Annotated in this window: 13 protein-coding genes; 9 read left to right on the forward strand and 4 right to left on the reverse strand. The window is 69.4% G+C overall.

What is annotated here, in order from left to right; genetic code table 11:
• Positions 1-46 precede the first annotated feature (46 nt).
• Positions 47-901 carry a class II fructose-bisphosphate aldolase gene (locus tag ACQEVY_RS02800; RefSeq protein WP_432944421.1) on the reverse strand — a complete coding sequence of 285 codons (855 nt, stop codon included), beginning with the start codon at positions 899-901 and terminating at the stop codon, positions 47-49.
• 164 nt (positions 902-1,065) lie between these two features.
• On the opposite strand from ACQEVY_RS02800, the gene ACQEVY_RS02805 reads away from it, so the two are divergent.
• Positions 1,066-1,854, forward strand: a complete 789-nt coding sequence (locus ACQEVY_RS02805; protein ID WP_210571185.1) for a DeoR/GlpR family DNA-binding transcription regulator — start codon at positions 1,066-1,068, stop codon at positions 1,852-1,854.
• 50 nt (positions 1,855-1,904) lie between these two features.
• Here ACQEVY_RS02805 and ACQEVY_RS02810 read toward each other — a convergent pair whose 3' ends face one another.
• From ACQEVY_RS02810 to ACQEVY_RS02820, 3 genes are read right to left on the reverse strand one after another with little or no spacing between them, the layout of a single operon-like run.
• Positions 1,905-2,732 carry a carbohydrate ABC transporter permease gene (locus ACQEVY_RS02810; RefSeq protein WP_432944424.1) on the reverse strand — a complete coding sequence of 276 codons (828 nt, stop codon included), beginning with the start codon at positions 2,730-2,732 and terminating at the stop codon, positions 1,905-1,907.
• A gap of 56 nt (positions 2,733-2,788) precedes the next feature.
• Complete coding sequence (locus ACQEVY_RS02815) at positions 2,789-3,733, reverse strand: carbohydrate ABC transporter permease (RefSeq protein WP_432944426.1); 945 nt, start codon at positions 3,731-3,733, stop codon at positions 2,789-2,791.
• A 26-nt stretch (positions 3,734-3,759) separates the two neighbouring features.
• A complete protein-coding gene (locus ACQEVY_RS02820) occupies positions 3,760-5,040 on the reverse strand; it encodes an extracellular solute-binding protein (RefSeq protein WP_432944428.1) in 1,281 nt (426 codons plus the stop codon).
• A gap of 174 nt (positions 5,041-5,214) precedes the next feature.
• Between ACQEVY_RS02820 and ACQEVY_RS02825 the strand changes: the two genes are divergently transcribed.
• The 8 genes from ACQEVY_RS02825 to ACQEVY_RS02860 all read left to right on the forward strand — a co-directional run bounded on the left by ACQEVY_RS02825 (position 5,215) and on the right by ACQEVY_RS02860 (position 24,273).
• Complete coding sequence (locus ACQEVY_RS02825; RefSeq protein WP_432944430.1) at positions 5,215-6,108, forward strand: SIS domain-containing protein; 894 nt, start codon at positions 5,215-5,217, stop codon at positions 6,106-6,108.
• Between the two features lie 436 nt (positions 6,109-6,544).
• Positions 6,545-9,523 (forward strand): TIM-barrel domain-containing protein, encoded by a 2,979-nt coding sequence (locus ACQEVY_RS02830; RefSeq protein ID WP_432955035.1) that lies wholly within the window; start codon positions 6,545-6,547, stop codon positions 9,521-9,523.
• 119 nt (positions 9,524-9,642) lie between these two features.
• Complete coding sequence (locus ACQEVY_RS02835; protein WP_432944432.1) at positions 9,643-11,511, forward strand: glycoside hydrolase domain-containing protein; 1,869 nt, start codon at positions 9,643-9,645, stop codon at positions 11,509-11,511.
• Positions 11,508-15,152, forward strand: a complete 3,645-nt coding sequence (locus ACQEVY_RS02840) for a beta-galactosidase (protein ID WP_432944434.1) — start codon at positions 11,508-11,510, stop codon at positions 15,150-15,152. The genes ACQEVY_RS02835 and ACQEVY_RS02840 overlap by 4 nt, the downstream gene beginning before the upstream one ends.
• A complete protein-coding gene (locus ACQEVY_RS02845) occupies positions 15,149-18,877 on the forward strand; it encodes a beta-galactosidase (protein ID WP_432944436.1) in 3,729 nt (1,242 codons plus the stop codon). Before ACQEVY_RS02840 ends, ACQEVY_RS02845 begins: the two co-directional genes overlap by 4 nt.
• Positions 18,877-20,883: a glycoside hydrolase family 31 protein gene (locus ACQEVY_RS02850; protein ID WP_432944438.1), complete on the forward strand. Its 2,007-nt coding sequence runs from the start codon at positions 18,877-18,879 to the stop codon at positions 20,881-20,883. Before ACQEVY_RS02845 ends, ACQEVY_RS02850 begins: the two co-directional genes overlap by 1 nt.
• A gap of 9 nt (positions 20,884-20,892) precedes the next feature.
• The gene (locus ACQEVY_RS02855; protein WP_432944440.1) at positions 20,893-22,113 is read left to right on the forward strand and encodes an SGNH/GDSL hydrolase family protein; all 1,221 of its coding nucleotides are present in this window, start codon (positions 20,893-20,895) and stop codon (positions 22,111-22,113) included.
• Between the two features lie 9 nt (positions 22,114-22,122).
• Positions 22,123-24,273 (forward strand): GDSL-type esterase/lipase family protein, encoded by a 2,151-nt coding sequence (locus tag ACQEVY_RS02860; protein WP_432944442.1) that lies wholly within the window; start codon positions 22,123-22,125, stop codon positions 24,271-24,273.
• Positions 24,274-24,275: the final 2 nt, after the last annotated feature.

Raw genomic sequence — 24,275 nt, forward strand, 5'->3', positions numbered from 1 at the left:
GCCGAGCGGTTCGGGGCGCCGCCGGGTCCTACGTACCCCGGTCGGCTCATCTCGTCCCGTATCCGCCGCCCGACAGGGTCCGCAGCGCCGAGGTCACGGTATCGGCCATCGCCCGGCGCGCCACGGTGAGGGCCGGACGGGGGTCGACGACCGTGGGCGCCGCGGCAAGCGTGTCGCGGACCGCGCCGGTGAAGGCGGCATTCAGTGCCGTACCGATGTTGACCTTGACCATGCCGGCCGCCACCGCCTGCCGGAGCTCCATGTCGGGCACGCCCGTCGCGCCGTGCAGAACCAGCGGCACGGGGACCGCCTCGGCGAGGCGGGTGATGAGGCCGTGGTCCAGCCGGGAGGTGCGTGTGGTCATCGCGTGGGAGCTGCCGACCGCGACGGCGAGTGCGTCGACCCCGGTGGCGGACACGAAGTCGCGCGCCTGATCGGGGTCCGTACGTGCCGTGGGGGCGTGCACTCCGTCCTTGCCTCCGATCTCGCCGAGTTCCGCCTCCACCCACAGTCCCTGGGCGTGCGCCCACCGCGCCGCGGCGCGCGTGGCGGCGACGTTCTCGGCGTGCGGCAGCGCGGACGCGTCGAACATGACGGATCCGAAGCCGCAGTCCGCGGCGCGGCGCAGCAGCGCTTCGTCGGTGACATGGTCGAGGTGCAGCGCCACGGGGACGGCGGCCACCTCGGCGAGCGCGGCGGTGGCGCGGGCTATCGGGGCGAGCCGGTTGCCATGGAACCGCACGGCGTTCTCGCTGATCTGGCAGATGACCGCGCAGCCCGCGGCTTCCGCCCCGGTGACCACGGCCTCGGCGTGCTCCAGAGTGATCACGTTGAAGGCGCCTACGGCCCGTCTGCCGCGGCACGCGGAGCTCACCACGTCGGCGGTGGGAGTCAGCGGCACGGACGGCCTCCGATCGCGGCGTGCGTGGGCCGCGACAGCGGCATGGACTCATGAGGAGTGCAGGGTTTTGCTCGTTTGGCGACCATAAAATACCCAATCAAGCGTTGTGATTCCATGGAGGTGCGCACATCGTGGCGCACACCAGCGACAGGGAGTTGTGAGACATGGCGGGACCGCAGGCCCGGTGGAGCGCGCTGCTGGAGATGCTGACGCGCGACGGGCGGATCGAAGTCGAGGCGGCTGCCGAGGAGTTGGGGGTCTCCGCCGCGACGATCAGGCGAGACCTCGACGAGCTGGCCCGCCAGCAGATGGTCACCCGCACGCACGGCGGGGCCTCGCTCAACGCCATCGCCTACGACCTGCCACTGCGCTACAAGGCCGCGCGCAACGCTCCGGAGAAGGAGCGGATCGCGCACGCGGCCGCCGAGCTGGTGAAGGCCGGCGCCGTGGTGGGGTTGAACGGCGGCACGACGACCACCGAGGTGGCGCGGGCACTGGCCACCCGCGCCGACCTGAGTTCCGGCGGCGCGGAGACGGCGGTCACCGTGGTGACCAACGCCCTGAACATCGCCAACGAGTTGGTCGTGCGGCGCCATGTCAAGCTCGTGGTGACCGGTGGAGTGGCCCGGCCGGCGTCCTATGAGTTGATCGGGCCGCTGGCCACCGAACTGCTCGCGGAGATCGCGCTGGACCAGGTCTTCATCGGGGTGGATGCCATCGATGTGGCCCACGGGGCGACCGCCCACCACGAGGGCGAGGCCAGCATCAACCGGGCGCTGGCCCGCCGCGCGCAGCAGGTCATCGCGGTCGCCGACTCCTCCAAGCTGGGCCAGCGGGCCTTCGCCCGCATCTGCCCGGTGGAGGAGATCGACGTCCTGGTGACCGACAAGGCCGCCTCGGACGAGCTGACCAAGTCGTTCGTGGCGGCCGGTGTGGAGGTCATCCGCGCCTGACACCGCACGCCGCTCCCGTGCCGGCCCCGGCCGCGACGCACATCCCGTCGTCATCCCCGGACGCCGCCCGCGGTCAGGCCGGAGACGAGGTGGCGCTCCACGAAGACGAACAGCACCACCACAGGCACGATCGAGACGAGCGAAGTGGCGAACAGGTACTGCCACTGCTCGTGGTACGAGGTGACGAAGCCGGGAATCGCCCTGGTCAGGGTCATCCGGTTGCTGGACGAGGTGATGGTGAGCGCCACCACGTACTCGTTCCACGCGGCGATGAAGGTGTAGACGAGCGCGGTCACCACACCGGGCATCGCGAGCGGCAGTACGACACGGGTGAGGGCGCCGAACCGCCCGGTGCCGTCGAGCCAGGCCGCCTCCTCCAGTTCCCGGGGGATGCTGGCGAAGTACGCGTTGAGGATCCACACGCAGAACGGCAGGTTGAACGCGGCGTTCACCAGGATGAGGCCCTCGGCGGTGTCGGTCAGGTCGAGGCTGACCATCTCCCGGTAGATGCCGACCAGCAGTGCGGTCGGCGCGAACATCTGGGTGACGAGTACGAGCAGCAGGAAGGCGCCGCGCCCGCGGAAGCGGTGCCGGGCGGTGTAGTACGCGGCGGGCAGCCCGACGGCCAGGGCGAGCAGCGTCGCGGCCCCGGCGACGTACAGCGAGAAGACCAGCGCGTCCGCGACGCGCGGGTCGGTGAGCGACCAGATGTGGGTGAAGTTCGACCACTCCCATCGGGAGGGCAGATAGGACGGCGGGGACTTCATCAGTTCGGGCGTCGGTTTGAGCGCCGTCAGCAGCATTTCCGCGTAGGGCGCGAGAAACGCCAGTGCCACCAGCCATCCGACGGCGGTGAGCAGGACGGTGCGCAGTTTCATCGGTCTTGGCCGCCTCCTGCGCGGCGCGCCTTTGCGGGGGATGACGGCGGTCCTGCTCACGTGGTGTCCTTCTGTCGGCGGACGACGCGCAGATAGACCAGCACCACAGCCAGGATCAGTCCGAAATTGACGACGGCCATGGCGGCCGACTCCCCCACCGACTGGTTGTCGAAGGCGAGTTTGTACAGGTAGGTGGTGGTCGTGTCGGTGGCGAAACCGGGGCCGCCGCGCGTCATGGCCCAGATGATGGGGAACGAGTTGAACACGTTGATGATGTTGATGATCGCGGCGACCACCAGCGAGGGCCGCAGCAGCGGCAGGGTGATGCCCAGGTAACCGCGGACCGGTCCTGCGCCGTCCACCCGCGCCGCCTCGTACACCTCGGCGGGGATGCTCTGCAGACCGGCCAGCAGGACGAACGAGGTGAACGGCAGCGAGACGAACACCGCCACGCCCATCATCGCGGCGAGGGCCAGTCCCGGATCGGCCAGCCAGTTGACGGGCGCGTCCAGCACGCCGAGGTCCATGAGCAGCCGGTTGACCACGCCGTAGAAGTTGTTGAGCATCCAGCGCCAGATGAGCGCCGTCATCAGCACGGACGAGGCCCAGGGCACGATCAGCGCCCACCGCACCAGCCTGCGCCCGGGGAACCGGGAGTTCAGCAGCCCAGCCAGGCCGAGAGAGAGCACGAGCGTGACGGTGACGACTCCGACGACCCACACGACGGTGCGCAGCAGCACTCCGGGCAGGTCGCCCTCGGCGAACAGGTCGGTGTAGTTGCGGACGCCGGCGAACCCCTGGGACTGTCCGGTGGAGCTCACCCGTGTCAGGGACGTACGGATCATCTCGATGACCGGCCAGACGACCATGGTCAGGATGAGGAGGGCCGCGGGACCGAGCCACAACACGGGCTCCAGCGCGCGCCACGTCCTGCGACGGCGGCGCGGCGAGGGTGGCGTCGGCGCCACCGGGGCCGGGTGTTCGGCCCCGGTGGCACTCACAGTGACATCGTGTACGGCCACCGAGGTCAGTCGCCCTTCTGCGCGGTCTTCTGGATCTCGCCCAGGACCTTCGCCGGGTCGCCGCCCGCCACCGCCGTGCCGATGCGCTGTTTCACGGCGCCGTCGACCGCGGCCCATGCGGGATCATCGGTGGGGGCGAACTCCGCGTCGGAGAGGGCCTCGACGAACGGCTTGTAGTAGGCGGCGTCCCGGCTGTCGGAACTGAGCACCTCACCGGCCGACTTGGTGACCGACAGGAACCCCTCGGTGGAGACGAACTCGGCGGCGTTCTCCTTCTGGTAGAAGAAGTCGAGGAACTTCTTCACCGCCGCCTTGTTCGCCCCCTCACCCTTCTTGAACGCGACGAGGTAATCCTGCACACCGAGCGTCTTGTGCGTACTGCCGTCCTTGCTCGGCAGGGGCGCGACGCCGTAGTTCAGTTTCTTGTCGACCGGGTCGATGAAGCCCTTCCGCATGAAGACCGCCCCGTTCAGCATGCCGATCCTGCCCTGGGCGAACTGGTTGAAGACGTCCTTGCGGTTGGTGGTCTCCGGGTTGGGCTGGGTGACCTTGTCCTTGGTCAGTTTCCGCAGATAGGTGAGCGTGTCGACGTTGGCCTGCTGGTCGATGGCCCACTTGCCCGAAGTGTCGGTCCAGCCGCCGCCGTTGTTCATCGCCCAGATCTGGAACTCGGCCTGGGCCTCCTCGGCCCCCAGGGGCAGCCCGAGGCCGATGTAACCGGCCTGCTTGATCTTCTTGGCGGCGGCCTCGACCTCGGCCCAGGTGGACGGCGGCCGGGCGATGCCCGCCTTGGCGAAGATGTCCTTGTTGTAGAAGAACAGGCGCGCGCTGGAAATGAAGGGCAGACCGTACTGGGTTCCCTCGTACTGCGCCTTCTGCCGGAACAACGGGAGGAAGTCGGCCAGCACCTTGGGGGAGACGACGTCCTGCGCCTTGTGGACCAGGCCGTCGCGGGCGAAGTCGGAGAACTTGTTGTAGTTGAGGATGTCCGGTTCCTGCTTGGTCTGGACGTACGTCTTGACCTTGGAGTCCATCTGCTCCCAGTCGACGACTTCGAGATTCACCCGGTAGCCGGGGTTCGCGGATTCGAAGTCCTTGATCAGCGCCGTCCAGTAGACCTGGGTGTCGTCGTCGTACTTCGCCGCGACGAACCTGATCGTCCTGCCGTCGGATCCGCCGCTTTCCGACGAGCTGCCCTTGCCGCATCCGGTGAGGGCCAGTGCCAGGGACAGTCCCCCGGCGAGGCATACGAGGTGCCGTTTCACGGAGTACCTCTCCGCACGCATGGCGTGCTTCGTCAAGCGCGTGCTCGCCCGATGGCGCGCTCGCTTGCTTGTTTATGCTCGATTACTGGTGTTATCAATCATCCAACGACATGATGCTCAATGAAACGCGCACGGCGTCAAGGGCCGTCACATCACGTATCGGTCACACCGTGCGCCCTAGAGGGGAGACTCCCGATGAGTCAGACCGAGATCGAGATCGCCACCCAGCCCGACTGCTGGCGGCAGGCCGTGGCATTGGCCCGGCGGCCCGACGGCCTCGCCTCGCTGCCCCGAACCGGCGAGCGGGTGGCTGTCGTCGGCTGCGGGACGTCCTGGTTCATCGCCCAGGCGTACGCGGCGCTGAGGGAGTCGGGTGGCCACGGCGAGACCGACGCCTTTCCCGCCTCCGAGATGCCGGCCGGGCGTGCCTACGACCGGGTGGTCGCGCTGACCCGGTCCGGCACCACGACCGAGGTGCTGGAGCTGCTCCGCCGACTGCACGGGCGCACCCCCACGACCGCGGTGACCGCGGTACCGCAGGCGCCGGTGACGGGGTTGGCGGACGCCGTCGTCGTGCTCGACTTCGCCGACGAGATCTCGGTCGTCCAGACCCGGTTCGCCAGCACGGAACTGGTGCTCCTGCGGGCGCATTTGGGCGAGGACCTGGGACATCTGCCGCAGCAGGGGCTCTCTGCGCTGGACGAACCGCTGCCGGCCGGGGTGCTCGAGGCCGAGCAGTTCACCTTCCTGGGGCAGGGCTGGGCATACGGGATCGCCCAGGAGGCGGCGCTGAAGATGCGTGAGGCGGCGGGCGCCTGGACGGAGGCCTATCCGGTGATGGAGTACCGGCACGGCCCGATCAGTGTTACCGGACCCGGCCGCGTGGCGTGGTGGTTCGGAGACCCGGCGGCCCTTCCGTCCGGTCTCGCCGACGACATCGCCCGCACCGGCGGGCAGTTGGTGGCACTCGGCCGGGACCCCCTGTCCGACCTTGTCGTGGTGCACCGGCTGGCCGCCGCCCTCGCCTCGGCACGCGGGCTGGACCCGGACAATCCGCGCCATCTGGCCCGTTCCGTGATCCTGGCCTGACCGGGCGCCCCCGGACGGATCTCGGGGAAGTCGCAGAATTTACCCGTCCGTTACGAACGGATTCCGGGCCCGTCGAGGCCTCTCAGCGGGCCCCGGGACCGACTGCCACCAGGGACAACAACTGTTCCACGAGAGCCCTCAGGGCCCTTGGGAAGCCGTATGCCCCATAGGTTGACAGGTGGCGGCCACCGCAAGAACATGAGCGAAATCGCTTGAAACCTTGCATCTGCACGCAGCATCAGACAGGCATCAAGCCTCCCAAGCGCCGCGCTTCCTCGTGACCACGCACTCCGCACGCCGCACTCCGCACGCCACCGGCACCACGCACCGCAGCTTCTGAGTCACCGTCACCGTCCTGTCCGACAGGAGGACACGAGTGCACGCCCGACTGAGCAATCCCGGCGGCCTGTTGCTCGCTGCCGCCCTGACCGCCGCCATGCTGATGGCGCCCGTCACCGGCTCTACCGCGGCAACGGCCGCCGCCCGCCCCACCACCGCCACCACTGCCACGACCGACGGGCCGAAGGTGTCCCGCACCGCGCACGCCGTCACGGTCTCCGTGCCCGCCTCCGCCGGAGCCCCCGGCTACACCCTCGACGTGGCCACCGACGAACTCGCCCTGACCACGCGCCGCGCCGGGAAGACCGTGCTCGCCACCGCCACCGGCGACACCGGCGCCCTGCGCTTCACCGCGGCCGACGGCACATGGCAGCACGCGACCGGCGTCACCGACTGGACGTGGAAGAACGGCGTCCTGACCGTCACCGCCGACAGCACCCTCGACGGAACCACAGTGGAGGCCCGGATCACCCCCCGCGCCGACCGCTACCAGCTCGACTGGGACGTCCACGGCGGCGGAGCGGAGCAACTGGGCCTCGCCTACGACCTGTCATCGGCCGGCCACTGGTACGGCCACGGCGAGGCGGAGACCCCGCAGGGCGGTCCCGGTGTCAACCAGCCCTGGCCGCTCGACACCGGTGAGGTCGACCACGAGACCTTCGGCCCGGCGTCGTACAACATGATCGACCCGTTCTGGTACACCTCCAAGTCGACCGGTCTGCGCGTCGACACCGGGGACGTCATGGACGTGGCGCTCAACAAGGGCAAGGACGGCCTCGGCACCTTCACCGTCGAGTCGCCCGACACCTACAAGGCCACCGTGTTCGTCGAGTCGACCCCGCTGGAGGTCTACCGCGACTACATCGGCATCGTCGGCAAGCCGGCCAAGAGTGACGCCACGTACGAGCAGTACGCCAAGCCGCTGTGGAATTCCTGGGCGCAGTTCTACACCAAGATCGACCAGGAGAAACTGCTCGACTACGCCACCGACCTCCACGACAACGGCCTGGACGGGCACACCATCCAGCTCGACGACAAGTGGGAGTCGAACTACGGCAATCTGACCTGGGATCCCAAGACCTTCCCCGATCCCAAGGGCCTGTCCAAGAAGATCCACGACATGGGGTTCGACTTCGGCATCTGGGTCACCCTGTGGATCAACCTGGACTCCGACAACTACCAGTACGCCGTCGACAACGGCTACTTGCTCATGGACGCCAAGGACACGAGCAAACCGTGCGAAGTGACCTGGTGGAACGGCCAGGCCGGGATCATCGACCTGGCGAACCCCGACGCCAAGGCCTGGTACGAGGGCAACCTCAAGAAGCTGATGGACACGTACGACATCGACGGGCTGAAGTTCGACACCCGCTTCTTCGACGAGAAGTGCGCGCCGCGCGAGGGCCACCAGGCCACGGACTACCAGAAGCTCGGCACCGAGCTCGCCGACGAGTTCGACCTCCAGGGCGCCGGCATCCGGGTGCACTGGAACCAGACGGCCCATGAGGCGGGCTTCGTCACCCGCCAGGTCGACAAGGGCACCGGCTGGGACTCCCTGCGCGCCTCCGCCACCCAGAACCTGGCCATCTCCACCATCGGCTACCCGTTCGTCGAGTCCGACATGATCGGCGGCTCCGGCGGCCAGCCCGCACCGACGAAGGACGTACTGGTGCGGTGGGCGCAATCCGCCTCGCTGATGCCGCTGATGTACGCGTCGACCTCCCCGGTGGACACCAACGACACCACCACCGGGCAGAAGGTGGACTACGACCAGGAGACGGTCGACCTCTACCGGGAGGCGATCGAGACCCACGAGAAGCTCGCCCCCTATATCTGGGACCAGGTGCAGAGCACGCTGAAGACCGGCGACCCGATCATGCGGCCGCTGTTCTTCGACTTCCCGAAGGACGAAGCGAGTTACACGGTCACCGACGAGTGGATGCTCGGCCCAGCCGTGCTGGCCGCACCCAAGCTGAGTACCGGCGCCACCCGCTCCGTCCATCTGCCGCCGGGCACGTGGTACGACGTGAACCAGGGCACCGTGATCCGCGGTCCCAAGACCCTCAAGGGGTACGCGGCACCGCTCGGCGTCACCCCGGCCTTCGTCAACCTCAAGGCCAAGGGTGCCGCCAAGGCCGTCAAGGCGCTCAAGCGCGACGACGCGCCGGCCGCCTCCGTCCTGATCACCCCGGACGCCCCGTCCACCGACGCCGGTAAGCCGTTCGAGGTGACCACCGAGGTGACCAACTGGGGCACCCGGACCCTCAAGAACGCCAAGGCGGCACTGGACCTGCCCGACGGCTGGACCGCCAAGGCGACCGGCCCGACCACCGCGAAGTCCCTCAAGAACGGCGCCACCCTCACCACCACCTGGACGGTGTCCCCGGCCGACGACGCCCGCTGGGGCAGCCATGACCTCACCGGCACCGCCACCTACAACGGTGGCAACGGCTCGCAGAAGGTGTCCGACACAGTGCGGGCGCAGGTGAAGGCCGCCCCGGGAAGCGTGCAGGAGCCGTATCTGACGGCTGACACCACCTCCGGGGGTGCCCAATACGCCCAGGGCGGCGACCAGTTCGCCATCTGGGCGGGCGGCCAGGACCTGTCCGGCTGGAAGGACGAGAAGGGCGTCATCTACCGCGACGACGCCGCCGGGGAGAAGGCCACCGTGCAGGCCCAGTTGGTCTCCCAGGACAGCGCGTCACCAGTCGGGAAAGCCGGGATCGCCCTAGCCAACGACCTGACCGCGCCCGAAAAGGGCGGTTACGCGGTGCTGGTCATGACCGAGCAGTACGGCCTGGAGTTCATGACCGACAGCGACGGCGACGGGAAGCTCGACACCTGGGCGGGCGGTGGCTCCACCTACCACCCGGCGTATCTCAAGCTGACCCGGGACGGCGCCACCTACACCGCGTACTCCAGCAAGGACGGCGAGACCTGGTCGCAGGTCGGCACCGCCCAGGTGCCGTCGGCCACCGGCACCGGTGATGCCGGGATGGTCGCCAGCGCGGCCAACGCCAACTACCCCGGCGAGAACATCGAAGCCGTCTTCAGCGGATTCTCCGTCACCTCCTGACGCCACAGGTGCCAGTGGCACCGCCGGCACCACCCCCGTTTCCCGGCAGGCCTCCCACCCCCCTGGGGGCCTGCCGGGGACCACTCCCTGCACGTCCATGAGAGAGGGAACCCACCCCCATGGCACGTACGTCCTCAGCTGTCGCCGGCTTCGTCGCGGGCGTGGTCGTGGCCGCGAGCACCACCGCGATCGCCGTCACCGGCACGGCGACCACCGGCCCCGACCTCAACTCCAAGGCCACCACCACCTGGTTGACCGCCAAGGTCGCCGACGCCATGGGCACCAGGGACACCATCACCTGGGTTCCCACCGGTTCCTTCGCCGGCTCCGCGGAGGAGCGGGTCCCGCGCTACCCGATGACCGCCATCCAGGGCAAGGACACCAAGGAGCTCAAGCTCTCCGCCGTCCGCAACGAGCAGGTCTCCGCGCAGCTGGCGATCGCCTCCGGCCAGGACCTCGACAACGTGAAGGCCGTGGTCGGCGACCTCACCGGGCCCGGCGGCGCCAAGCTGTCCGGCGCCGACACGGACGTCCGGTTCGTCAAGTACGTGCCCGTGCAGCGTTCCAAGAGCGAGGTCGACTGGTCCGCCACCATCGACCAGGTCAGCTCCGGCAAGGAGGTGTCCGGCGACCGCAACCCCGATGTGGTCGGCGACGCCCTTGAGGAGCGGTCCTCCATGGACGTGCCCGCGTACGCCGCGCAGCCGCTCTGGTTCACCTTCCAGATCCCCGAGAAGGCCAGGCCCGGCACCTACACCGGCACAGTGAAGGTCAACGCGGACGGCCGTACTCAGGCCAGTTACCCGCTGACCATTGAGGTCGCGGACGCGAGCGTGCCCGACCCGGCGGACTATGACTTCTTCCTCGACGTGTGGGCGCAGCCGGAGACGATGGCCAAGAACCACGGCGTCAAGCTCTGGTCCGACCAGCACTGGAAGCTGATCGAGAAGTACAACCGCGACCTGGCCTCGCGCGGCCAGAAGGTCATCAACACCACCATCGTCGACAACCCCTGGCACCACCAGTGGTCACTCGGCACCCGGGAGTCGCAGACAGCCACGCCGTACACCAGCATGGTGGGCTGGGCCTGGAACGGAGAGACGTTCTCCTTCGACTTCGGCCGCTGGGACAAGTACGTCCAGGCCGCCAGACGCGCCGGTCTCGGGCCCGACATCGGTGCCTTCTCCATGCTGGCGTTCCAGGACCAGGAGCACCTCACCTACACCGACACCCGCACCGGCAAGACTGTCTACGAGAACGTCGATCTCGGCGGCGACCGCTGGCGGGAGGCGTGGGGAGCGTTCCTTCCCGCCTTCGAAAAGCACCTGAAGGCCAAGGGCTGGCTGGAGGACACCTGGCTGTCCTTCGACGAGCGGCCCATCGACACCATGACGGTCGTCAAGGACTTCGTCCACGAGGTCGCGCCGGTCTTCGACGCCCGTATCTCCGTGGCCGGTTCGATCAGCACCGAAGGCGTCGCGTCCAACCTGTCCGTCGACTGGGGCGGCATCGACGCGATGACGAAGGAGAAGGTGGCGGAGCGGCGCAAGGCAGGCAAGACCACGACCTTCTACGTGTACGGCTCGCCGGCCCACCCCAACACGCTGTCGTACTCGCCCGCCGTCGAATCCCGGATGCTGCCGTGGATCTCCGCCCAGCGGAATCTGGACGGTTTCCTGCGCTGGTCGTACAACAGCTGGACCAGCGACCCCTTCAAGCAGCCGGTGCACATCTTCACGCAGGGCGACGAGTATCTGGTCTACCCGGGCAAGGGCGGCCCGATGTCCAGCATCCGCTGGGAGCAGCTGAAGGAGGGCATCGAGGACTACGAACTCATCGCCCAGCTGCGGAAGAAGGACGGCGGTGGCGACAGCGACGCGCTGACCGAGGCCCTCACCACCGCGACCCGGAACCTCGACGGCCGGACGAAGGACGTCGGCGACATCGAGACCGCGCGGGCCGCAGTCGTGAAGGGGCTGACGTCATGAGGGGGAAGTGGAGATCACTGCTGCTCGCCGGAGCTCTCTCTGTCATGCCCCTGACCGGCGCAAGTGCTGCCGCGGCACCGGTTCAGGCGGAGCCGACGGCCCCGCACACCGTGACCTACGACCAGTACTCCGTGCGGGTCGACGGCAAACCCCTGTACATCTGGGGCGCCGAGTTCCACTACTTCCGGCTGCCCAGCCCGGATGCCTGGCGCGATGTCCTCCAGAAGATCAAGGCGGGCGGATTCAACGCGGTCTCGCTCTACTTCGACTGGGGCTACCACTCGGCCAAGCCGGGCTCGTACGACTTCACCGGCACCCGTGACGTGGAGCGGCTGCTCGACGAGGCCGAGCGCGCGGGCCTGTACGTGATCGCCCGCCCGGGCCCGTACATCAACGCGGAGGTCTCCGGCGGTGGCATGCCCGCCTGGCGGAAGACACAGGCCGGCGTGAACCGCACCTCCGAGCTGGAGTACATGAAGGCAGCACGGGAGTGGATGAGCCGGATCAACCCGATCATCGCGCGGCACCAACTCACGCGTGGCACCGGCAATGTGATCCTCTATCAGGTCGAGAACGAGTACCAGGGCGGCCGTCAGGACGCCGACTACATGCAGACCCTCATCGACTGGGCGCGCGAGGACGGCATCGACGTCCCGACCTTCGTCAACGACGGCGGCGCCAACAAGAACTGGGTCAGCGGCAAGGGCGCGCCGGACATCTACGGCTTCGACGCCTATCCGCAGGGCTTCGACTGCAAGGACCCCGACACCTGGAAGAACCTGCCCGACTACTCGTACGTCAATGAGTGGAAGCCCGAGTCCCCGCTGATCATCCCGGAGGCTCAGGGCGGCGCCTTCGACCCCTGGGGCGGCACCGGATACCAGAACTGCGCGAAACTCACCGGCACCGACTTCACCCGGGTGTTCAGCAAGATGAACATCGCCGCCGGGGTGAGCGGCCAGTCCTTCTACATGACGTACGGCGGCACCAACTGGGGCTGGCTCGCCGACCCCAACGCGGTCTACACGTCGTACGACTACGGGGCCCCGATCAACGAGTCCCGCCAACTGACCGACAAATACCAGGAGTTCAAGCGTCTCGGATACATGGTCAACTCCGTGACCCCGCTGGCGCGCACCGACAAGGCCGAGGCCCCGGCCCCGGCCGACGACGCCTTGCGCATCGACCGGCGCGTCAACCCCGACGACGGCACCCAGTTCTTCACCGTCCGGCACGCCGACACCCGGGTGAAGGACAAGGACGAGACCACCCTGTCCCTGACCGGCGCGGACGGCGACTACCCGCGCGTGCCGCAGCAGGGAACGATCACCGTCGACGGCCGGGACGCCAAACTCCTCGTCGCAGGCTACGACTTGAGCAGGACCCAGCGGCTCGTCTACTCCACCTCGGAGATCATGACGCACGCCCGGATCGATGACCGGGACGTGGCGCTGCTGTACGGGCGTGAGGGCGAGGTCGGCGAGACCGTGCTGCGGTACGCCGAGCAGCCGAAGGTCACCGTCCTCGACGGCGAGGTCACCACCACCTGGGACGCGGAACGTGGCGACCTGCGGCTGAACTACACCCACAAGGGCCTGGCCCGTGTGCTGGTGAACGGCATGGAACTGCTGATCGCCGACACCGCCGAGACCGCCCACTGGTGGCAACAGGACACCGCCGCGGGCCCGGTTCTCGTACGCGGCCCGTCCCTCGTCCGTACGGCCGAACTGGCGGGCAACACCCTGAAGTTGACCGGCGACTCCACCGATGCCGCGAAGATCGAGGTCATCGCCGATGCCAAGAAGGTGACCTGGAACGGCCGCAAGGTCGCCGTGACCCAGGCGCCGCGCCCCATCGAGCTGCCCGAGCTGACGACGTGGAAGTACAAGGAGGAGGCGCCGGAGTCCGCACCCGGCTTCGACGACTCCACCTGGACCACCGCCGACCACCTCACCGCCAATAACCCAGAACTGGCCGGGTCGCTGCCGGTCCTCGCGATGGACGAGTACGGCTACCACCACGGCAACGTCTGGTACCGCGGCCGGTTCAGAACCACCGGTGCCGCGACCGCGCTCGCACTCGACGCCAACACCGGCCCGACCGGCCAGTACGCGGTCTGGCTCAACGGCCGCTACCTCGGCAGTTCCGGCGACGGCGCGCACACCTTTGACATCCCGTCCGGGACGCTCAAGGCGGACGGCGACAACGTCCTTTCCGTGCTCGTCGAGAACGCGGGCCACAACGAGGAATGGGGCCACGACTACTCCAAGGAGCCGCGCGGTCTGCTCGGCGCCGAGGTGGTCGGCGGGGCCTCCACGCTCACCTGGAAGATCCAGGGCAGCCGGGGCGGCGAGGACCCGGTCGACACTGCCCGGGGCCCGTACAACAACGGCGGGCTTTACGGGGAGCGGGCCGGCTGGTCGCTACCGGGCTTCCCCGACGGCGGCTGGAAGAGCACCACCCTGCCCGGGCATTCCGGGAAGACCGGGCCCGGCGTGCGCTGGTACCGCACCTCCGCCCGGCTCGACCTGCCGCAGGGCCAGGACAACGCGATCGCACTCGATCTCGCCGAAGTCGACGGCGGCGGTACCGGCTACCGCGCCCAGATCTTCGTCAACGGCTGGCTGATAGGCCGCTACCTGCCGGACACCGGACCCCAGACACGCTACGTCATTCCCAAGGGCATCCTGCGCGAGCAGGGCAGCAACTCCATCGCCCTGGCCGTCTGGTCCACCGAGGCTGACGCGGGCCCGGGTTCGGCGAAGCTCGTGGACCTCGGAGCCTCCGCCGGCGGTGTCGACGTACGCCCCGTCGCCGCGCCCTCGTACAACGCCAAGACGTACGCCATGCCGGACTCGGGCGCCCATGTCACCGTCGACGCCGAGCCGTTCCTTGGCACCGGTACCGCCGCCAAGGTCCCCGTCACCCTGAGCGTGCCGAAGGACGCGCCGACGGCCCGGAACGTCAAGCTGGCGCTGAAGGCCCCGGACGGCTGGACGTCGACCACCGACGACACCACACGCTTCGACCGGGTCCGGCCCGGCGGCACGGTGACCGCCACCTACACCGTGATCCCGCCCGGCGACCCGGTCCACTACGCCGTCCTGTCCGCGACCGCCACGCTCACACAGCCCGGCCGTCCGGGCACCGTCACGGGTGTACGGGCCGTGCAGGTGCCGCCGCTGGGGCTGTCCGCCGACGCCTATGTCAGCGACCTGACCCTGGTCAAGGCGGTCAACGGCTGGGGCCCGGTGGAGAAGGACGCCTCCAACGGCGAGTCCGCGGCGGGCGACGGGCGGATGCTCTCGGTCGGTGACACCTCGCACGACAAGGGCCTCGGCGTGCACGCGAACAGCCAGGTCCGGGTCTATCTCGGCGGCGGCTGCACCCGGTTCACCGCAACCGCCGGGGTGGACGACGAGGTCGGCGACAACGGCAGCGTCTCCTTCGAGGTGATCGCAGACGGCCGCTCCCTGTTCGACAGCCCGGTGCTGTACGGCTCCGACGGCGGTGCCGCGGTCGACGTGGACGTGACCGGCGCCCGCTGGCTGGACCTGTTGGTCGACGGCGACGGCGATGTGTCCACGGACCACGCCGACTGGGCCGACGCCAAGCTGACCTGTGCGGGAGGCACCTCGTGAGCCTCGCACGAGTTGGACAGCTGCGTACCCTACTGGCCGCAGCGTTGGCCGCCGTACTGCTCGCCCTTTCCGCGGCGGTTCCCGCCCACGCCACGGTCCCGTCGGCCGCAGCAGCCGCCAAGCCCTCGCCGCACACGGTTACTTACGACAAGTACTCCGTCAAGGTCGACGGCGAGCGGCTCTTCGTCTGGTCCGGAGAGTTCCACTACTGGCGGCTCCCCAGCCCCGACCTGTGGCGCGACGTGCTCCAGAAGATCAAGGCCAGCGGCATGAACGCCGTCTCGATCTACTTCGACTGGGGCTACCACTCCCCGGCGAAGGGCCGTTACGACTTCACCGGCGTCCGTGACGTCGACAAGCTCCTGGACATGGCCGAGGAGGCCGGGCTCTATGTCATCGCCCGGCCTGGCCCGTACATCAACGCCGAGACGGACGGCGGAGGCTTCCCCGGCTGGCTGATGACGCAGAAGGGACAGGCCCGCTCCACCGACCCCGAATACCTCGACGCCGCCCGCGAGTGGCTCAAGGAGATCGACAAGATCGTCGCCCGCCGCCAGGTCACCGACGGCACGGGACCGGTGCTGCTCTACCAGGTCGAGAACGAGCTGTACGACCCGGAAGGCCGCGACTACATCGTCGAGCTGAGCAAGCAGGTACGGGCCGACGGAATCACCGTGCCCCTCGTCGGCAATGAGCCGATGCCGCAGTACGCGGGCGGCGAGGGCCTGGACTTCGTCGGCGAGCTGGACCAGTACAACTCCTTCTGCAAGGGCGAGTGGTGGCTGCCCACCCTCAAGCGGCAGCAGGACGACGCACCCTTGGCGATCTTCGAGGCGGGCACCGGCTGGTTCCAGACCTGGGGCGACACCGGCTACGAGAAGTGCCGGGAGAAGATGGGCCCCGCCTACCAGAAGATCGTCAACAAGCACGAGGTCATGCAGGGCACGACGATCGAGAACCTGTACATGACCTACGGCGGCACCAACTGGGGCTGGCTCGCCGACCCACGCCAGGTCTACACCTCGTACGACTACGGCGCACCGATCAGCGAACCGCGCCAGACCGGCGCCGACTACGACGAGATGAAGCGGCAGGGCCTCTTCTACACCACTACCGCCCCGCTCACCGCGACCGATCCGGCCGACGCGCCCGCCTCCTCCAACAACGCCGTGCACATCGAGGCCCGCGCCAACCCGGACACCGACACCCAGTTCCTCTATCTCCGGCACGGCGACCCGATGGCCGACGCCGACGCCACCACCACCTTCGACTGGAAGACCCCGGACGGCACCTATCCGGTCACCGCACGGCTCAACGGCAAGACCGGCAAGATCCTCGTCGCAGGCCACGACCTCGGCGGTGGTCAGCGGCTCGTCTACTCCACGAGCGAGCTGCTGACCAGTACACGGGCCCGAACCGGTGACCGCACGCAAGCCGTGCTGTACGGCGGCGAGGGAGACCCGGGACAGACCGTGCTCCGCTACTCCTCCGAGCCCAAGGTCACCGTGCTCGACGGCAAGGCGGACGCCACCTGGGACGCCGAGCGCGGCGACCTGAAGCTGGACTACACCCACTCCAGCCTCACCCGGGTCCTCGTCCAGGGCGGCGGCCGCCCCGATCTGCTGCTGCTCATCGGCACCGACGACGAGGCCGCCGGCTTCTGGCGGCAGGACACGGCAGCCGGTCCAGTCCTGGAACGCGGCACCGAGCTGGTCCGTACGGCGTCGGTCACCGGCCGGGGGACGACGCTCGCCCTCACCGGCGATGCGAAGAAGGCAGGCCCGCTGGAGGTCTTCGCCCCGCCCGGTGTACGGAACGTCACCTGGAACGGCGTACCCCTGAAAGCGGAACCGACCTCCTCCGGCAGCCTGCTGGGCACCGTGCCCGGCCCGAAGGACGTCGAGCTCCCCGAGCTGACCGGCTGGAAGACGGCCGCCGAAACCCCCGAGGCCGACCCGGACTTCGACGACGCGTCCTGGACGTACGCCGACAAGCTGACCACCAACAATCCGACCGAGCCCGGGACTCTGCCGGTGCTCTACCAGGACGAGTACGGCTACCACTACGGCTACGTCTGGTACCGCGGCCGTTTCAAGGCCACCGGCACCGAGAAGTCCCTCTCCCTGACCGCCTACGCCACCAACCCGGACACCGGCTCGGCCGCGGTGGGCGCGTACTCGGTGTGGATCAACGGGAAGTTCGCCGGGACGAGTCAGACCGGCCGCAAGACCTTCCCCATCGCCGAAGGGCTGCTGCGCGAGGGCAAGGAGAACGTGATCTCCGTCCTGGTCGGCACCATGGGCCACAACGAGGACTTCACCTGGAACAGCGACGACCACAAGCAGCCGCGCGGCCTGACCACGGCGTATCTGGCCGGCTCCGACGCGCAGATCACCTGGCGCCTCCAGGGCGCCCGGGGTGGTGAGAAGCCCGTCGACACCGTACGCGGGCACATGAACAACAGCGGTCTGTACGGGGAGCGTTCGGGCTGGACACTGCCCGGCTACCCGGACCGCGCCTGGGAGGAAGCCACGCTGCCGGCCACCGACAAGACCCCCGGGATCGCCTGGTACCGCACCACGTTCAACCCCCGCCTGCCCAAGGGCCAGGACGTCTCCGTCGGCGTCACCATCACCGACGACCCCAAGCGGAACTACCGCGCCCTCATCTACGTCAACGGCTGGCTGATGGGCCACTACATCAACGACACCGGCCCCCAGCACACCTTCCCCGTCCCCAACGGCATCCTGCGCGCCGACGGCAAGAACACCATCGCCATCGCCTCGTGGAGCGAGGACGCGAAGAGCGGCGGCCTCGGAAAGGTCGGCCTCACCACACTCGGCAATGTCACTTCCTCGCTGCGGGTCGGCAATGTGGCCGCCCCGGCCTACGACGCCGCCACCTACGCCGACCCGGCCACCCCGGCGCGGGTGACCGTCGACGCCCCCGACACCGTGGAGCCGGGCCACAGCTACCAGGTCACGGCGACGGCTGCCGTACCGGACGACGGCAAGCCGCTTCGCGACCTCACCCTGAGCCCGAAGCTGCCGGAAGGCTGGACCGCGACCCCGGCCGATCCTGTGCGACTCGGCACCCTCAAGCCCGGTGCTTCGGCGAAGGCTCAGTGGACCGTCACTGTGCCCGCTGACCAGAAGACCGGCACCGTCGCGATCCTCCGCGCCACCGCCGACTTCACCCGCGTCGGCAAGCCCCGTTCGGTGACCGGGGAACAGGTGGTGGCCGCGCAGCCACCGCCGCTCACGGCCGGTGAACACTACGTCAGCGATCTGCCGTTCCAGTCCAGCAGCAACGGCTGGGGCCCGGTCGAACGCGACCAGTCAAACGGTGAGAACGCCGAGGGCGACGGCCTGCCGCTCACTCTCCACGACACCGTCTACAACAAGGGACTTGGCACCCACGCCGGCAGCAGCGTCCAGGTGTGGCTCGGCGGCACCTGCACCACCTTCCACGCCGCGCTCGGCCTCGACCAGGAGACCTACGGCCGCTCCGACGGCCCGGCCACCGTCACCTACACCGTCCTCGCCGACGGAACGCCCGTCTACGAGAGCGGCACCGTCGACCGGGACACCGCGACGAAGGAGATCGACGTCGACGTGGCAGGCGCGCGGCGGCTCGAACTCGTCGTCTCGGACGCCGGTGACGGCAACGCCCTCGACCACGCCGACTGGGCGGACGCCAAGCTGACCTGCGGCGGCGGTGCCTGATGCCTGTGCGGAGACGAACCGTCCGACGCGGCTCGGCGGCGCTGCTCCTGGCCGCCCCGCTGCTCGGCGCGGCCCCCGCGACGGCCGGCCCATCCGGGCCGATCGCCGTCACGACACCGGACTACGAACTGCGCGTCGCCACCGACCGGTTGGCCCTCACCACGGTACGGGCGGGCAGGACCGTACTGGCCACCGCGCCCGCGGCGTTCCGGTTCCGGATCGGCGCCGACTGGTACCTCGTCCGGGAGGTCACCGGCAGCACCCGTGACGGCAACACCCTGCGTGTCACCGCTGCCACCGATCTGCCGGGCGTCACCGTCGCCCTGAAGATCACGCTGCGCTCCGACCGGTACGACGTCGACTGGTCGCTGTCCGGGGCCACCGCCGATGTGCTCAGCACGGCGTACGACCTGAGCAGCGCCGGGCACTGGTACGGCCACGGCGAGAACAGCGACCAGACCGTCCAGCCCTGGCCGCTGGACTCCGGGCAGCTGGTGGACACCGGGTTCAGCCCGGCGTCGTACCAGGTGGTCTCGCCCTTCTGGTACACCTCCAGCGCCACCGGGCTGCGGGCGAACACGGACGACCCGATGGACGTGCGGATCAACTCCGGTGGCAACGGGCTCGGCGAGTTCACCGTCACCGGGGCCCGGCCCGCCGCCTCCACGGTGTTCGTCGAGAACACCCCCGCCGAGGTATACCGCGACCACATCGCGCTGGTCGGCAAGCCCGAGCGCTCCGACACCTCCTACGAGCAGTACGCCACCCCGCTGTGGAACTCCTGGGCCCAGCTCTACGGCGAGCAGAACCAGGAGAACGTCCTCGCCTGGGCCCGCGCGCTGGCCGGCGCCGGGCTCGGCGGGCACGCTCTACAGATCGAGGAGAGCGTGATCGCCGCCGACTTCGGCGAACGCTTCCCCGATCTGCCCGCACTTTCCCGGGAGTTGGGCCGCCTCGGGTTCGACCTCGGCATGTGGACCGGCCTGTACATGCCCGAGACCGCCGCCAACTTCTCCGAAGCCATCGACAACGGGTATCTGCTGAAGGACCCGTCCGACCCGGCCAAACCGTGCCTGTTCACCTGGTGGAACGGTCGGCAGACCGGGCTGATCGACCTGGCGAACCCGGCCGCGCGGCAGTGGTACACCGACGATCTCAAGGCGCAGGCAAGCGAGTTGGGGGTCGCCGGGTTCAAGTTCGACACCGCCTTCTTCGACGACCGGTGCGCCCCCTACCCGGGGGCCACCCGCGGCGACTACGTGCGGCACGGCACCGAGCTGGCCGACGAGTTCGACCAGCAGGGGGCGGGGTTGCGGGTCGCGTGGAACGCCGCGCAGGCGAAGGGCTTCGCCACCCGTACGGCCGACAAACCGACCACCTTCGCCGGGCTGCGCGCCGCGGTCTCGGCCAACTTGGCGGTCTCCACGATCGGTTACCCCTTCGTCGAGACCGACATGATCGGCGGCTCGCTCGGCTACCCGCCGCCCACCAAACAGGTCCTGACCCGCTGGGCACAGGCCGCCTCCCTGATGCCGCTGATGTACGCCTCGACCTCACCCACCGGTGTACGGGACACGACGACCGGCGAGTGGGTCGGCTACGACCAGGAGACGGTCGAGCTCTACCGGTCGGCCATCGCGACGCACGAGCGGCTGGCCCCGTACATCTGGGACCAGGTGCAGCAGACGCTGAGGACCGGTGACCCGATCATGCGGCCGCTGTTCTTCGACTTCCCGAAGGACGAGGCGAGTTACACGGTCACCGACGAGTGGATGCTGGGCCCGGCCGTGCTCGCCGCGCCCAAGCTCGACGAAGGCACCACCCGGGACGTCTTCCTGCCGACCGGAACGTGGCGCGACGTCACCGACGGCGAGGTCGTCCGCGGCCCGGTGACGCTCAAGGGGTACGCGACGCCGCTCGGGGTGACCCCGGCGTTCGTGAATCTCAAGGCCAAGGGCGCCACCAAGGCGTACCAGGCGCTCGCGCGCACCGGCGCGGAACGGTAGGGGCGGCACATGCGTGGGATACGCGGCAGGCTCGCGGCATTGCTTCTGGCGGTCTCGGCCGTCGTGGCCGGGACGATGGCGCCCGCCGAGGCCGGTCAGCAGGACGGTCGGCGCGGCTGGACGGGGACCTGGGCCACGGCACCGAGCGAGCACTACGAGGTCTCGGGCATGTCCGAGGTGACGGTACGGATGCCGGTGCACACCAGCGTCGGCGGTTCATCCGTACGGATTCGGCTGACCAACGCCTACGCCACCGACCCCGTGACGATCGGGCACGCGACCGTGGGGCTGCGCGACGGCGGTTCCGCCGTGGCGCGTCCGTACGACCTGCGGTTCGGCGGGAAGCGTGAGGTGACCGTCCCGGCGGGCGGCGAGGCGGTCAGCGATCCCCTCCGCCTCTCCGTACCGGCCCTGGCCGATCTGGTGGTCAGCCTCCATCTGCCCGGTCAGATCACGCACATCACCGACCACTGGTGGGCGCAGCAGACCGTCTACTGGACGGATTACGGGGCGGGCGACCACGCCGCCGACACCGCCGGCGACGCTTTCACCTGGACCACCACGAGCTGGCCCTTCCTCAGCGGCGTCGACGTGACCGCGCCGCGGACCGGATCGGTGGTGACGCTCGGCGACTCCATCACCGACGGGTCCTTCTCGACGCCCGACACCAACCAGCGCTGGCCCGACCTGCTCTCCGCCCGGCTGAACGCCTGCCGGCCCGGCGCGGGGGTGCTCAACGCGGGCATCACCAGCAACCGGATCACCGCCGGGACCGCGACCAACCCCTCGGCCCTGGACCGGCTCGAACGCGATGTGCTCTCCCAACCGGGGGCCAGGACCCTGATCCTCTTCGAGGGCATCAACGATCTCGGCGGGGCGAGTGCCGAGCAGATCATCGCCGGGATGACGGAGATCTCCGACCGGGCGCACCAGCGCGGGATGCGGGTCGTCGCCGCCACGATCACGCCGTACAAGGACTTCACCTGGGGCGGCTGGAGCGAGGAGACGGAGGCCCGGCGGCAGCAGGTCAACGCGTTCGTGCGGGACTCCGGTGGGGTCTTCGACGGCTACGCCGACTTCGACCAGGCGGTACGGGACCCGGCGGACCCGCGGCGGCTCGGCGCGGCATACGACTCGGGCGACCATCTGCACCCCAACGACGCCGGGATGAAGGCCTTCGCCGACTCCATCGACCTCGCCGCGCTCGGGCTCGGCCGCGGCTGTTCCTGAGGAGGGCCCGTGTTCGGACATCTACGTGGACACCTGCGTGAACGCCGAAGATTCGCAGCCCTGACCGCGGCCGTGGCGGCTGTCCTGGCGGCCCTGCTCCCGGCGACTCCGGCCGCGGCCGAGACCAAGCAGCCGGAGTGGACAGGGACTTGGGCAACCGCACAGCACGCCTCGTACGACCCGGGCACCTCGGAGGTGACCGTACGGATACCGGTGCGGGTGAGCGCCGGCGGGTCGAGCGTACGCATCCGCCTGACCAATGCCTTCACCACCGAGCCGGTGACGATCGGGCACGCGACCGTGGGGCGCAGTGACGGCGGCTCGGCCGTCGCGAAGCCGTATGAGTTGCGGTTCGGCGGCAAGGACGAGGTGACGATCCCCGCCGGGGAGCAGGCGGTGAGCGATGCTGTCCGGGTCCCCGTGCCGGCCCGCAGTGACCTGGTCGTCAGCCTGTACTTCCCCGGTCGGCTGACCCACATCAGCCAGCACTGGATGGGCCTGCAGACCATCTATTGGACGCCCGACGGCGGCGGCGACCACGCCTCGGACGCCGCCGGGGACGCCTTCACCAGGACCGACTCCACCTTCCCGTTCCTGACCGGTGTCGACGTACGCGGCGGTGACACGGCGGGCTCCGTGGTGGCGCTCGGCGACTCCATCACCGACGGAGCGTCCTCCACGGCGAACGCCAACCGGCGCTGGCCCGACTATCTGGCGGGACGGCTGTCGGCCTGCTCGTCCACCGCGGGAGTGCTGAACGAGGGCATCAGCGGCAACCGGATCACGGCCGGCGTCGACGGCAACCCGTCGGTGCTGGACCGGCTGGAACGCGATGTGCTGTCGCAGCCGGGCGCCCGGACGGTGGTCCTGTTCGAGGGTGTCAACGACCTGAGCTGGGGCGGCGCCACCGGCGACCAGGTGATCGACGGCATGAAGGAGATCGCGCGCCGCGCGCACACCCGCGGGCTGCGGGTGATCGGCGCGACGGTCGTCCCGTATCGCGGCTGGGGTGACTGGTGGACCGAGGCCAAGGAGGCCGACCGGCAGAAGGTCAACGCGTTCGTACGCGACTCCGGCGGCGTCTTCGACGACTACGCCGACTTCGACAAGGCGGTACGGGATCCGGAGGACCCCACCCGCTACGCCGCCGCCTTCGACTCCGGTGACCATCTGCATCCCAACGACACCGGGATGAAGGCGTTCGCCGACGCCGTCGACCTCACCACCCTCGGGGCGGCCCGCGACTGCCCGTCGACCCGCGTCAGGCTCACCCCGTACCGGCCGAGCGTGCAAGACGGCGACCCGGGCACGAAAATCACCGCCACCGTCACCAACGACGGCCGCTCGGCGGCCACCAACATCCGTACCCGGCTGGATCTTCCGGCCGGCTGGTCCGCCGACCCGGCAGGCGGCGCGCGTATCCGCACCCTCGCCCCGGGTGAGAGCTCCACCGTCACCTGGACCGTGACGCCTGGGTCGGACGCCGTGTGGGGCACCCATCCGTTGGGGGTCCGCAGCTCCTACCGCCAGGACGGCAGGCAGCGGTTCGACACCGATAAGGTGGACGCCACGGTCACCCCCGTGCCGTCCGGCGTGCAGGCGCCGTACCTGACGACCGCCACCACCACCGACGCCCAATACGCCCAGAACGGCGACCAGTTCGCCATCTGGGCGGGTGGTCAGGACCTGTCCGGCTGGAAGGACGAGAAGGCCGTCATCCATCTGCCGGGCGCCGCGCCCGCCTCGGGCTCCGTGACGGCCCGCGTCGTCGGACAGACCGGCAGCGGGCCCTCCGCCAAGGCCGGGATCGCCGTCGCCAACGACCTGACCGCGCCCGAGAAGGGCGGCTACGCCGTGCTGACCATGTCCGCGCAGTTCGGCCTGGAATTCCTGACCGACAGCGACGGCGACGGGGAGCTCGACACCTGGGCCGGGGGCGGCAGTTCGTACCACCCCGCCTGGCTGAAGCTCGTCCGCGACGGCGCCGAGTACACGGCGTACGCCAGTGCCGACGGCACCGCATGGCAGCAGGTCGCCGCCGCGACCGTGCCGTCCGCGAGCGGCGACGGCGACGCGGGCCTGGTCGCAAGTGCCGTCAACCTCAACCACCCCGGCCAGACCACCACCGCGGTATTCGACTCCTTCTCCACCACCAAGTGAGA

The sequence above is a fragment of the Streptomyces sp. CA-288835 genome, from assembly GCF_050936385.1.
In the GTDB taxonomy this organism is placed as follows: domain Bacteria; phylum Actinomycetota; class Actinomycetes; order Streptomycetales; family Streptomycetaceae; genus Streptomyces.